Annotated in this window: 12 protein-coding genes; 3 read left to right on the forward strand and 9 right to left on the reverse strand. The window is 38.7% G+C overall.

Features of this window, described 5'->3' with window-relative positions; translation table 11 throughout:
- Positions 1-94 precede the first annotated feature (94 nt).
- Positions 95-862 carry a class II aldolase/adducin family protein gene (locus RI844_RS10250; protein WP_348398338.1) on the reverse strand — a complete coding sequence of 256 codons (768 nt, stop codon included), beginning with the start codon at positions 860-862 and terminating at the stop codon, positions 95-97.
- Positions 863-1,000: 138 nt separating this feature from the next.
- Between RI844_RS10250 and RI844_RS10255 the strand changes: the two genes are divergently transcribed.
- Complete coding sequence (locus RI844_RS10255; protein WP_348394580.1) at positions 1,001-1,903, forward strand: L,D-transpeptidase family protein; 903 nt, start codon at positions 1,001-1,003, stop codon at positions 1,901-1,903.
- Positions 1,904-2,094: 191 nt separating this feature from the next.
- On the opposite strand, the gene RI844_RS10260 is transcribed toward RI844_RS10255, so the two are convergent.
- Together RI844_RS10260 and RI844_RS10265 are read right to left on the reverse strand one after the other, a co-directional pair.
- Positions 2,095-2,382, reverse strand: coding sequence for an Lpp/OprI family alanine-zipper lipoprotein (locus tag RI844_RS10260; RefSeq protein WP_348394581.1), 288 nt, complete (start codon positions 2,380-2,382; stop codon positions 2,095-2,097).
- A 137-nt stretch (positions 2,383-2,519) separates the two neighbouring features.
- Complete coding sequence (locus RI844_RS10265) at positions 2,520-2,999, reverse strand: Lrp/AsnC ligand binding domain-containing protein (protein ID WP_348394582.1); 480 nt, start codon at positions 2,997-2,999, stop codon at positions 2,520-2,522.
- Between the two features lie 422 nt (positions 3,000-3,421).
- Between RI844_RS10265 and putA the strand changes: the two genes are divergently transcribed.
- Positions 3,422-7,219 (forward strand): bifunctional proline dehydrogenase/L-glutamate gamma-semialdehyde dehydrogenase PutA, encoded by a 3,798-nt coding sequence (putA, locus tag RI844_RS10270; protein WP_348394583.1) that lies wholly within the window; start codon positions 3,422-3,424, stop codon positions 7,217-7,219.
- A gap of 317 nt (positions 7,220-7,536) precedes the next feature.
- On the opposite strand, the gene RI844_RS10275 is transcribed toward putA, so the two are convergent.
- The gene (locus RI844_RS10275; protein WP_348394584.1) at positions 7,537-8,031 is read right to left on the reverse strand and encodes a TlpA disulfide reductase family protein; all 495 of its coding nucleotides are present in this window, start codon (positions 8,029-8,031) and stop codon (positions 7,537-7,539) included.
- Between the two features lie 4 nt (positions 8,032-8,035).
- Positions 8,036-8,428, reverse strand: a complete 393-nt coding sequence (locus tag RI844_RS10280) for a hypothetical protein (RefSeq protein WP_348394585.1) — start codon at positions 8,426-8,428, stop codon at positions 8,036-8,038.
- Between the two features lie 141 nt (positions 8,429-8,569).
- On the opposite strand from RI844_RS10280, the gene RI844_RS10285 reads away from it, so the two are divergent.
- Positions 8,570-9,403, forward strand: a complete 834-nt coding sequence (locus tag RI844_RS10285) for a 2OG-Fe(II) oxygenase family protein (protein ID WP_348394586.1) — start codon at positions 8,570-8,572, stop codon at positions 9,401-9,403.
- A gap of 277 nt (positions 9,404-9,680) precedes the next feature.
- Here the strand turns inward: RI844_RS10285 and RI844_RS10290 are convergent, their stop codons facing one another.
- The 4 genes from RI844_RS10290 to RI844_RS10305 form a co-directional block, all read right to left on the reverse strand.
- Complete coding sequence (locus RI844_RS10290; RefSeq protein ID WP_348394587.1) at positions 9,681-10,925, reverse strand: ammonium transporter; 1,245 nt, start codon at positions 10,923-10,925, stop codon at positions 9,681-9,683.
- 14 nt (positions 10,926-10,939) lie between these two features.
- Positions 10,940-11,278, reverse strand: coding sequence for a P-II family nitrogen regulator (locus tag RI844_RS10295; protein WP_348394588.1), 339 nt, complete (start codon positions 11,276-11,278; stop codon positions 10,940-10,942).
- Positions 11,279-11,524: 246 nt separating this feature from the next.
- Positions 11,525-12,643 carry an SGNH/GDSL hydrolase family protein gene (locus RI844_RS10300; protein WP_348394589.1) on the reverse strand — a complete coding sequence of 373 codons (1,119 nt, stop codon included), beginning with the start codon at positions 12,641-12,643 and terminating at the stop codon, positions 11,525-11,527.
- Positions 12,644-12,858: 215 nt separating this feature from the next.
- Positions 12,859-13,536 (reverse strand): DUF2913 family protein, encoded by a 678-nt coding sequence (locus tag RI844_RS10305; RefSeq protein WP_348394590.1) that lies wholly within the window; start codon positions 13,534-13,536, stop codon positions 12,859-12,861.
- Positions 13,537-13,613: the final 77 nt, after the last annotated feature.

Genomic DNA, 13,613 nt, shown 5'->3' on the forward strand with positions numbered 1-13,613 from the left:
CACCAACTATTAGAAAGTTAGTTACTCTACGATATCTCATCAACCACTCTTGCTCTTAGTTTCTCGTTTGTATTAATCTCGTTTCTTTTTACTATTACTGAGCAAAGCCAGGATCTAAACGATACGCTTTACGCATCATTGCCGGCCAAGACTTTTGTCCGCCAGTTGAGCCGGTATGCACTATATTTGCCTGTTTAATAATATTATCAACAATAGCTTGCTCAACCATAATTAACTCTTCGCCACTTGCTTGTAACATCAGTTGGATTTCACATGCACGGTTTAAATCATACATACGCATAAATGCATCACCAACAGTCGCACCAAGCGTTAAACCGCCGTGATTTCTTAATAATAAGTGGTTATTGCTACCTAAATTTTGCTGTAAACGTAATTTTTCGTCAGGATTTACCGCTAAACCTTCGTAGTCGTGATAACTCATTGATGCCATAGAGAACATAGAGTATTGGCTTAAAGGCAGCAGCCCTTGTTTTTGAGATGCTACCGCAATGGTTGAATTAGTATGCAAGTGCATAACGCACCCGGCATCATGACGAACTTCATGAATCGCGCTGTGGATAGTAAAGCCAGCGGGGTTAATTTCGAATTCATTGCCGTCAAGAATATTACCGTGAATATCTATTTTGACTAAATTGGATGCAGTTACTTCATCAAAAGCGACACCAAAAGCATTAATAAGATAATGTTCAGTGTTTGGAATTTGCGCGGAAATATGGGTATAAATTAAGTCATCCCAGCCAAAATGAGCGACTAAGCGGTAACATGCAGCTAAATCTAAACGGGTTAGCCACTCACTTTCGCTCACTTTATTCTTTAAATCTCTTATCGGTAAATCAAACAATTTAATCGCCTTAAACATTGTTTATAATTGCTAAAATTAATTTTAGCATTAGTATACATCGCTATGGGTTTACTAGTAATAACTGTTACAGCAGAGTAAACTTATCTTTAGTGAAATTATACCCCTTGGAATCAATGAATGTTGAATAAAGTATTCTCAACGATTATATGTATCTGCATTTTATCTTCTGCGCCCAATAGCGTAAATGCAATTGAATATAAATTACCAATAGATAACAGCCGACTCGTTGGCGAAATTACCAACTACACAGTAGTAAAAGGTGATTATTTTCAACAAATAGCACAAAAATTTAACATTGGTTTTTTAGCATTGATGGAGGCAAACCCTGGTGTTGATCCTTTACGTCCTGAACCCGGCACAGAATTAGTACTGCCAACACAACTTATTCTGCCTTATGGCAAACATACCGGCATTGTTATCAACTTGTCAGAGTTGCGTCTTTATTACTTTAATAATAAGAAGAAATCTGTGCATGTATTTCCCGTTGGCATAGGTAAAATTGGCCATGCTACCCCAACATTAATCAGTGAAATAACAGAAAAGCGTACCAACCCTAATTGGTTTCCTACCGCGGAAACTCGTAAAGATTATTTTGAAAAGCATGGCGTAGAAATGGCGAAAATGGTCAAAGCAGGTCCTAATAACCCATTAGGCGATTATGCGATGCGCATAGGAACCAGTACATATTTAATTCATGGCACCAATCAACGGTTTGGTATTGGTATGCGTGCAAGTTCGGGCTGTATCCGGATGAACCCTGAAGATATCGAATGGCTATTTAAACAATCAGCACCGGGGACTAAAGTGAAAATCATAAACCATCCCATAAAGATGTCTTATGTAGCCCCTGATAGACGTATCATCGAAGTTCATTCACCGTTATCAGATAATCAAGGTAATGTGCCAAGCCTGTACCCGGTTTCAAAAGGGGTGAAGAGGTTTATTGGTTCTGCAGAGGAAGATCTTGAATTATTCAAAGAAATGATAGCTCAGCCAAGAGGAATACCGGTTGAGTTATAGATTACTTTAAATGATAAAATAACAGAATTTATATCATCCCAGGCAATTCTAAGTAATTTCGTCCCTGAAATAACAGAATTTAAGCCATCCATGGCAATTCTAAGTAATTTCGTCCCTGAAATTAAACGACCGGAGCGAGTCCGGTCGTGAATTCAACGTCCGAATGAATTCGGACTACCAGTGTTACCTGATTATTTTTTATATGAGCTTACAACGTTATCTACACGTTCATTTGCTTTTGCTGCTTCAGCTGCTGCTTCTGCCGCCATTTCTTTAGCTGCTTGCGCTGCTGCTGCATTTTCTTGTTGTGCTGCTTTCATTGCTGCATGATCACCAGATAAGCTTTCTACTTGTGCCGAAAGACTATCTACTTTAGTGTTTAAATCAGCAATGCTTTGATTAAGTTCATCATTATTAGCACAACCAGTTAAACCTAGTGCTAATACAACCCCTGAAAGAGTGATTAATTTATTATTCATCCTGTGACTCCAATTTTCATAGTAATTTAACTGAGAATGCATTTTGCATTCTTAGTCAGTATGGCATAAATATTAAAAAAAACAGTTTTTTATTGTTATTTTTTAATGGCTTGACTGGTGAATTTAAATTTAAGCAATTAGTTATCCAAAATTGGTAGACCTAAATCCTCTTTAACATTTTCTATAACAACATAAGTATGGGTCTGTGAAACACCTGGTAATTCAACAATCTTCCCCAGTACATCACGATAGTTATTCATATCGATTACTCTCAGCTTTAATAAATAGTCAAACCCGCCAGCGACCATATGACATTCAGCCACTTCTTTAATATTAACGACTTCATCACGAAACTGATTAAACACGTCGGCAGTAGTTCTATCTAATGTCACCTGGATAAATGCCGACATACCTATATTAAGTAACTGTGCATCAAGCACGGCGCCATAGCGTTTAATAAAACCCTCAGTTTCTAGTCGCTTTACTCGATCTAAACAAGGGCTTGGACTAAGATTTATTTGTTTAGCAAGTTCTACATTAGAAATACGGCCTTGGCGTTGCAAAGTGTCTAATATCGTTAAATCTATACGATCAAGTGTTCTATTTTTGTAACTCATTTAGTATTTTATAGTGTATTTATTTACAATTTCCAAATAATACACTGAAAAAAGATAAATTTCACCAACACATTCGGTGCCTTTTTCATTAAAATTCGTTAATTATTTTGGTTAGCATTCGAATGAAAGTTAAAAACAATATTTCAAGAATTTCTGTTTGATTAGAACTCAAATTCGTTAATTATTTTGGTTAGCTTTCGAATGAAAGTTAAAAACAATATTTCAAGAATTTCTGTTTGATTAGAACTCAAATTCGTTAATTATTTTGGTTAGCTTTCGAATGAAAGTTAAAAACAATATTTTAAGAATTTCTGTTTGATTAGAACTCAAAATTAACTACGACAGTGATCATATAAAAATTACTGTTTGAACAACGCTCAATTTCAAAGACATTTCAGATTTAGATATTAAAGGTAGATGCAATGCTTTTTAACGGTACATTAACGACAAACGACCCTATCCGTCAGCAAATTCGCGATCACTATCGTGCAAACGAAAATGAAGTATTAAACACTTTACTGCCATTAGCAGAAATTGGTGCAAATGCTCGCTCACGCGCATGGGAACGGGCTCGCCAATTAGTGGTGCAAATTCGTAAGGATCAAACGGGTAAAGGTGGCGTTGATGCCCTATTAAACGAATTCTCGCTATCCAGTGAAGAAGGCGTGGTTTTAATGTGCCTTGCTGAAGCGTTATTGCGCGTACCAGATAAAGCGACTGCAGACAGCTTGATACGCGATAAATTAGCGGAAGGTGATTGGAGTTCTCATATAGGAAATAGTGACTCTATTTTTGTTAATGCTTCTTCATGGGGCTTATTACTTACCGGGAAGCTGGTAACGTATTCTGATGATAATAAAAAGCAGCAATTTGGGCTATTGAAAAAAACTATCGGCCGTTTAGGCGAGCCAGTAATTCGTAAAGCTGTTCGTTATGCAATGAAGATCATGGGCACCCAATTTGTTATGGGCCGCACCATAAATTCAGCCGTTGAACGTGCAATTAAAACTGAAGAAAAAGGCTATACCTACTCCTACGATATGCTAGGTGAAGGCGCGCGCACCATGAAAGATGCGGATCGCTACTTTGCGAGTTACGTAAATGCAATTGAAGTCATTGGTCAAGCAGCACAAGGCAAAGGCCCGCAAAAAAGCCCAGGTATATCTATCAAGCTTTCGGCTATTCACCCTCGCTATGAATTTTCACATCGTGATCGCGTTATTGCAGAATTAATTCCAAGGTTAAAAGATTTAGCCTTAAGAGCTAAAGCGCACAATATTGGCTTCACCGTAGATGCCGAAGAAGCCGATCGTTTAGATATTTCTTTAGATGTAATCGGCGCGGTATTCTTAGATAAAGATCTTGATGGTTGGAATGGTTTTGGTATTGCTCTGCAAGCCTACCAAAAACGTGCTCTACATGTAGTTGAGTGGGTACGTGAACAAACGTTAAAAGCCAATCGACAAATGATGGTTCGGTTAGTAAAAGGCGCATACTGGGATGCTGAAATTAAAATTAGCCAAGTTGAAGGCTATGAAGATTTTCCGGTATTTTCTCGCAAACCTGCTACCGATGTTTCATACCATGCCTGTGCAAAACGTTTATTAAGTTACCGCGACAGTATCTATCCACAATTTGCGACGCATAACGCTTATACCGTTGCAACGATTATTGAAATGACTGATAACCATGAAGGCTTTGAATTCCAACGCCTGCACGGTATGGGTGAGTCTTTATATGATCAAGTGGTTACTGGCGAGCGCATACCTTGTCGTGTATATGCACCAGTAGGTGAACATGAAGACCTGCTTGCTTATTTAGTACGTCGATTACTTGAAAATGGCGCAAACAGCTCTTTTGTTAACAACATTGTTGATGAGAACATTCCTGTTGAGTCTTTACTTAGCGATCCTGTAGAAGTAGTACAGAGTTGGCAAGATGCATATAACCCACAAATCCCTCAGTCAATTGCCATGTATGGCAGTGAGCGGGCTAACTCAAAAGGCATCGATTTAACTGACATTGATCAAGTTACGCCAATGCGAGTTAATTTGGATTACTGGTTTGCTAACGCAACTTCGCTTGAAAATATTAACGGCGGTGAACCGGTAATTAATCCTGCGAATCACAATGAAGTGATTGGCTACATTAACCATGCTAATGAGCAAGAAATGGAAAATATTTTAGCTTCGGCGCACTCAGCCTTTGCTACTTGGTCAACAACAGATGTAAGTGTTCGCGCCGATATTTTATTAAAAACTGCCGATGCGCTTGAAGCCAACCGAGATGAACTTATTGCATTGTGTATTAAAGAAGCGGGAAAGATTCCTGTTGATGGAGTTAGCGAAGTTCGAGAAGCCGTAGATTTTTGTCGTTATTACGCTGCTCGCGCACAAGAGATGTTGACCGATTCAACGCTACAATCGCGCGGTGTTGTGCTATGTATTAGCCCATGGAATTTCCCATTAGCAATTTTCTTAGGCCAAGTTGCGGCGGCTATAGTTACAGGTAATACCGTTGTAGCTAAACCTGCTGAGCAAACAAGTTTAATTGCTTTAAGAACCATTGAATTAATGCTTGAATGTGGTTTGCCGCAAGGTGTAGTAATGCCGGTTATTGCTCGTGGTAGCAAGGTTGGTGCACATATCGTTCCAGATGAACGTGTACAAGCAATAATGTTTACCGGTTCAACAGAAACTGGCACCTGGATCTCGCAAAAACTAGCTGAGCGTGATGGTGAGCCTGTACCTTTCATTGCTGAAACTGGTGGTCAAAACTGTATGATAGTTGACTCTACCGCCTTGCCAGAACAAGTAGTTGATGACGTTGTTGCCTCAGGTTTCCAATCTGCCGGTCAACGCTGTTCAGCATTACGTGTCTTATTCTTACAAGAAGACATTGCCGACAAGGTAATTAACATGATCTGCGGTGCTATGGCTGAACTTCATGTGGGCGATCCGGCTTACTTTAGTACTGATGTAGGTCCAGTGATTGATGAAAAAGCATTCTCTGCGTTAAATAGCCATGCTGATTACTTAAAAGATAAAGCAAAGTTGCATTATCAATGTGAAGGCCCAGATATGGGTGATGTGGGTAATTACTTCTTCGTACCACGCTTATATGAAATCAGTGATTTATCGGTATTAACCAAAGAAGTGTTTGGTCCATGTGTGCATGTTATTCGTTTTAAAGCGAGCGACATCGATAATGTGATTGACCAAATCAATGGTACCGGTTTTGGCTTAACTATGGGTATACACACTCGTATTGAAGAAAAAAGTGAATATTTAGCAAAACGCTCTCGTGCGGGTAACGTTTATGTTAACCGTAATATGATTGGTGCCGTGGTTGGTGTACAACCGTTTGGTGGCCGAGGCTTGTCAGGAACCGGCCCTAAAGCTGGTGGCCCATTGTATTTAACTCGTTTAGTTAAAGAGCCACAACTGAATGATGAAAATTTACTAAGCGCTGATGAGAAACGGGTAATTGAAAGCCAATTTACCGAGCATGCCGCCAGTGCCTGGAAAGTAGGTTCTAAACTGCAAAATGCTAAAAACGATGAGCTTAAATGGCGCGACTCAACAGTAAATGTTCGGGTATCAGTTACTCGTCAATTATTGGCGCAAATTGCCAATAATAAATTATTTATCTCGCAGGAAACTGAGCTTGAGCAAGTGCTTGTCGCGGCACGTGACCAGCTTACTTATATTGAGAAGAAGCTTAGTGAACCAACTACGCTACCAGGCCCAACAGGTGAATCAAACAAACTGTACCTGGAATCACGTGGCATAGTGGCCTGTATTCGTGACCAAGACACTAGTTTTGAATTTTGGTTAGTTTCAGTAGTATCAGCCCTTGCAGCAGGTAACAATGTTATTGCACTTGTAAGTGATGAATACCTGAGTGAGGCACAAACTTGTGAGGAAGTCTTAAACAAAATTGGCTTGGTCTCAGGTATTTTCCAAGCAATTACTTTAAACCATTTACCTACCGTGCTTGAGCATAAACATTTAACCGGAGCGGTACTTGATAGTGCAAGTCGATTGAAACAAATAGTTGGCGAGCAACTAGCAGCGAGAAGTGGTGCGATATTGCCATTAATAACAGCACAAACGCATGCCAAGTTATTTCAACGCTTAGTGACGGAAAAAACCGTTACTATTGATACCACAGCAGCGGGTGGTAATGCATCATTAATGACGATGGAATTAGAAGACTAGAAGGTAATATACGTTCTCTTTAGACAAAAGCCCGTAACTGCTAGTGCAATTACGGGCTTTTTTTATCTGAAACGAGATTACTAGAAGCAACAAACGAAGAGCGAGGTAGTTTCTTAAATCGATTCGCTATTTAACCTGTTAGCATTGACCTACTTCCTGAACTTGTTTCAGGATCTGAGAGTTAAAACTAGAGCCTGAAACAAGTTCAGGAAATGGCATTTTTGTATCAGTAAAGGTACTGCAGACATCAGGACGTAAACTATTATTGGGTATTCCAGCAGGCGCGTTCTTCGTTTCTAGTTTCTCGTCTTTCGTTTTTATTCTTCTAATAACTTAACAATCTCAGCTTCATACTCCGCTCTTTTATCATTATAAAAGCCGACATGCGCTGAAACAGGTTTACCGAGTTTATTAATCATATAACTGCTCGGCATACCTTTAAGTTTAAACTCTTTAGCAATTGCACCTTTAGGATCATAGACAACGGTAAAGTTTGCTGGGTTTTCCTGTAAAAACTCAAGCGCTAATGATTTTTCAACATCAACATTCACGGTAATTACTTTAAAACCTTGGCCAGCATATTTAGCTTCCATAGCATTCATCCATGGAAAAGATTTACGACAAGGAATGCACCAAGAAGCCCAAAAATCTAGATATATAACTTTTCCTTTATTGTCATCCAGTATTTGCTGTAATTGCGCTTTACTATCAGGTATTGCATTACTATTATCTGCGCTGGCAGATACACTTGCTAACAAAAACAATAACGTTAATGTTATTCTACTTACCTGTTTTATACACTGAATGAACATAATGTTATTGCTCAGCTATTACTACTTTTGAACCTTCAGTTTTCTCAGCAGGTGCAACTACATCTTTTGTTTCTAAACCATGCTCAGGATTACGCGCGATCTCAGATTTTTCTTCATTAATCCATTTATCAACGCTCGCCTGATTTTCGCAACGTATTGCTGTTTGGTCATCTCGGTAAAAGCGTAAATTAACACAATCTTGTTCGTAGCGGCGCTCTAATTCTGTACGTTTAATTGGATTGCCCTTGGCATTTACTATTCTACGTTGAAGTTGCGCACACTCGGCTTGCTGCTCAGAACTAAAAGTAATATCTTCGCATGGTTCTTCTTGAATGAATGCACAACCGGCTTGCGATAATAAGACGGTACTAATAAAGGCAATTGTTATTGTTTTCATGAAAAGGCCTCAAAGGTAAAATAAGAAAAGTAAACTTGTGGCTAACATAGCATTTACACCGATATGGAGCAATTTAAAAACCAGATAAATGTAATAAAAATAAGCTACAATTTATTCAGAGAAATTTTATAGGAAAAAAATATGCAAGTTGTCGATTACCAAGCAAAAGATGCCGGTGAAACGTTTGTTGCTTCACTAAGAGAGACAGGCTTTGGTGTACTGGTAAACCACCCAATTAAGAAAGAGTTAGTCGAATCTATTTATAAAAATTGGCAACAGTTTTTTTCACATGGGGATAAAGAGCAATATGCCTTTGATCCAAAAAAGCAAGATGGTTTTTTTAGCACAGATATCTCAGAAACAGCGAAAGGTCATCAACAAAAAGATATAAAAGAATATTATCATGTTTATCCTTGGGGGCGAATTCCTGCAGAGTTGAAAGCTGAAATTCTTAATTATTATGAATTGGCATCAAATTTAGCCGGTGAATTGCTTGACTGGGTTGAAAAGTACAGCCCAGCCGATGTTGCAAAGCTTTATTCAGAACCACTGTCCAATATGATCTTGGATACCCCGAACACACTGTTAAGAGTGTTACATTACCCGCCTATCGCAGGTGATGAAGAGCTTGGCGCAATACGAGCGGCTGCGCATGAAGACATTAATTTATTGACCATTCTTCCTGCCGCTAATGAGCCTGGTTTACAGGTGCAATTAAGTAATGGTGAATGGTTGGATGTGCCTTCTGATTTTGGTAATTTGATTATTAATATTGGTGATATGCTACAAGAAGCATCGGGTGGTTACTTTCCATCAACGAGTCACAGAGTAATTAATCCTGAAGGCACTGATGCGAGTAAATCTAGAATTTCACTGCCGTTGTTTCTTCATCCAAGAAGTGAAGTGGTATTGTCAGAGCGTCATACTCAACACAGTTACTTAATGGAACGCCTACGTGAGTTAGGTGTGGTATAACCTCAAACAAAACAAGAGATGCTGAAATAAATTAAGGAAGTGGTAAAAACATTATTCCCTCAACTTGTTTCGGGATCTGTTTTTCTCGTTTCTCTTTTCACCTGTTATTCCTCTAGCCATTACTTAACCCACCTGTCATTCCCACGAAGGTGGGAATCCATTTACAAGACGTACACTTCTACGGGTAGTCATTTAATCAGATAAAATTGTCGTTTCTAAAAGTAAAAAGGAGCCATCAGGCTCCTTTTTAATATAAACATAATTTCAGGTTTATATATTAACTTTTAAGAGATACAAACTCTGGGTAAGCTTCAATACCACAGTCTACTTTATCTACACCGTTGTATTCATCTTCATCGCTAACTCGGATACCCATTGTTTTCTTCAATGCATACCAAACTACGATACTAGCTCCAAATACCCAAGCGAAGATAATGAATGCACCGTAAAGTTGCGCACCAAATGTTGCATCACCGTTGCTAAATGGCACAACCATAAGAGCAAAGAAACCAACCACACCGTGAACAGAGATAGCACCTACTGGATCATCGATTTTTAACTTGTCTAAAGAAGTAATTGAGAACACTACTAATACACCACCTAACGCACCAATTAAACTAGCAAACATAGGAGATGGAGATAGAGGGTCTGCAGTAATTGTTACCAGACCTGCTAATGCACCGTTCAAAATCATAGTTAAATCTGCTTTACCCCAGATAGCTTTATTTAATAATAAAGCTGCTACTGCACCTGCTGCTGCGGCGGCATTGGTATTTAAGAAGATTTGACCTACTGCTGTTGCATTCTCAGCATCAGATAGAAGTAATTGAGAACCACCGTTAAAGCCGAACCAACCCATCCATAAAATAAATGTACCTAATGTAGCAAGTGGCATGTTTGAACCAGGAATTGGATAAATTTCACCATTTTTACCGTACTTACCTTTACGAGCACCAAGTAATAACACACCTGCTAAAGCAGCAGCGGCACCAGCCATATGTACAATACCAGAACCGGCAAAGTCAGAGAAACCAGCTTCAGACAAGAAACCACCACCCCAAGTCCAGTAACCTTCAACTGGATAAATAAAGCCAGTTAGTACTACTGTGAATATTAAGAAAGCCCAAAGTTTCATACGCTCAGCAACCGCACCAGAAACAATAGACATTGCTGTTGCAACGAATACTACCTGGAAGAAGAAGTCTGATTCTAATGAATGGTCAGCACCTTCTGCTTGCGTACCAATTAAACCAGCGATACTTGGTAAAATTCCGCCTTCAGGGTTATCAACATACATGATGTTATAACCGACTAATAAAAACATTACACAAGCAATTGAATACAAGCAGATGTTCTTAGTTAAAATTTCAGTGGTGTTTTTAGAGCGAACTAAACCCGCTTCTAACATGGCAAAGCCTGCTGCCATCCACATTACTAATGCGCCAGATATTAAAAAGTAAAATGTATCTAATGCAAATCTCAATTCAGAGACTGTTGTTGTTAATGTTGCTAATTCTTCCATTGTTCAATCCCCTATTAAAGTGCTGCAACATCAAGTTCACCAGTACGAATACGTACTGCTGACTCAAGGTCGTATACAAAAATTTTACCGTCACCAATTTTACCGGTGTGGGCAGACTTGCTGATAGCTTCAATGATACGGTCAACGTCATCGGCTTTAACTGCGATTTCTAATTTTACTTTTGGTAAAAAGTCTACCTGGTACTCAGCACCACGGTATAATTCAGTGTGACCTTTTTGGCGACCAAAACCGCGAACTTCTGAAACGGTTAAGCCTTCTACGCCAACTTCAGAGATTGCTTCTCTAACGTCATCTAGTTTGAATGGTTTTATTATTGCGTTAATTATTTTCATTTCGCCCCCTATTTATAAGCTGACCAATAGGGTTACAAGTTGCGTACCAACTTTATTTATCTTTAAAAAACAAAGGATTAAATATCACTCAACAAAAAGGCACCATAAAGGTGCACCAAGGTGGTGCCAGAAAATCACTAGATAAGTGCATTGAAGATATTAAATATTTTGGTGAAATTCAGTTAGTGGGTGGGAATTGAAAGTAGATTTGGATTAAATTTTTAATGTTCAATCACAACGAAAAAACTACCACCCCATTTTACCCTTAATAAATTCAGTTAATTTTTCAGCATTGCGCTGGTGCTGATTTACTCTTGGATGCTTTTTATAGCCGGTATGCTCAAAAAGGACAGTGTCAATATTAGCTTTGCTATCCATTTGTTTAATTCGTGCTACAGCCGTTTTGACATAGCCCGGCCAGTTAGAGCCTTGTTTAGTAATATCCATACTTCCTAGAGCACAAATAATGGGTTTATTTGGATAGCGTTGACTAACTGTATAAACGAAATCTACATAAGCTTGAATAATTTGCTCGGAGTTTGGCATAGGAGAGATGCGTTTAGGGTCTTTAACCAGCCAACTATCATTCTGAAATAGATTAATAACGACTATATCTGGTGTCCAGCTAGAGAAGTCCCAGTGGCTTTTGTTATTGCCTGCGCCATTAACCTGATCAAAATACTCTGGCATGGTAAAATCAAACCAACTAAGCATAATACCAATACCACTAAGAGACACTGTATGGTGTTCGGCATTTAACTTTCGAGCAGTGATCGAACTATAGGACAGATAATTGTTCTTTTCGGATAAATCCAGATCACCACTATTATCAGCGGCTTCATTTCCTTGGCCGCTGGTGATGGAATCGCCGAAAAATGCTATCTTTCTTATTGGCCTAGTGGGCGGGTTGAGTAACTTGCCATTATCGGCTAGCTCTAAGCCGAGAAATTTGGTCGAGCCTTCATGCCCTTCGGTACGTTTATAGAGCTCTACTATGTGTTCGCCGTCTTGCAAATAAAAAGCGATAGGGTAAACGTGGCTACCTTGCTTGGCATGCAATACATGCGGGAATTGATCATTGCCATCAATAATTACATTAAAGTAGTTGTTACCTTCTTGATCATCCAATTTTATTTTTAGTGTCTTGCCAGTGAACTTGGCTTTGATTGAAGTGCCTGGCCAACTGATTAACGGCTGCTTTGGGTTAACAAAATCCATCCGCCCAGTATATTGAATATACTTATCATCGGGCTCAATAAAATTGCCGGCTAATAATAGCCCGCTTTGTAGAGTGAATATTATCCCAAGCAAACAACTTAGGCCAAGGTTGTTCTTATCTCGTTTTATCGTTTTGTATGTTTTCATTTTCATATGTTTTATAGCTGTATTGGTTTGTTGATGTTTTAGACAGTTACTTTGTCGCTAATATCTTCACGTGAACCATACGAATGGAACTTTCTACGTCCTCTGCTTCGTCTTATCCTATTTTCGTTAACGCACTACAATTGTTATACCACTACAAACAGCAGGTGTTCTTCACGGTACCAGCGAAATGTGCAGGACGATATGGCAATAGGATATTAATTGAACATTTTTGACGGTTTAGCAATATCACCAGAACATCTGTTATTAGGAAATAAGGTATATTCATTATAGGAAGTTCGCTGCTGATCATAAAAAGAAATGCCTTTGATCAGAAGAAATCCATTCAAATATAGACAATCAATGACCTCTTGGGGGTTAGATACCATAAAAATACTCAATGGTTTGGTAAGCTCTTGCGCTTCATTAAAGGCGCCGTTCCATAGCAGATCACTGGTGAAAATTTCCTTTGGGCTTGTTGCCCTATAGGGGTTTTCTCTGCTGAAATCCTCGGTTATTGGTAACTTTAATGACCAGCCATCTGCTGATAATGTTTGCATCGCGTTATCGAACCTTGATTTGGGCGTAAGCATATGATCTCTTGGCACATATTTAGCCGTTCGATAATCCACATATATCTCATTAAAGACCGAGGCTAAACCAGCATTTCTACCTTTAACGGCATATAAATTTAAAAAATTATCGATATCACCAGCTAAAAGCTTAGAAAAGAGTTTTTTCTTCTTCGCCCTTTTTAACCATTTACCTAAATAAATTGTCTCACCTGCAGCTAATTTGCTAACTTTTGCGAACTGTTGTTCAAATTTTAATGAAATCAAGCCGGTTAATACCAAGTTGTATAATTCATTATCACGTTTAATTTTACTTATATTCATAAAACGATACACTTTTCTTGACTAGAAGCTGTTAAATATAGCTAGATTTTGAATCCATTCTTTTGTCTTTATTTATC

Origin of the sequence: Thalassotalea fonticola, assembly GCF_032911225.1 — a bacterium.
GTDB lineage: Bacteria > Pseudomonadota > Gammaproteobacteria > Enterobacterales > Alteromonadaceae > Thalassotalea_A > Thalassotalea_A fonticola.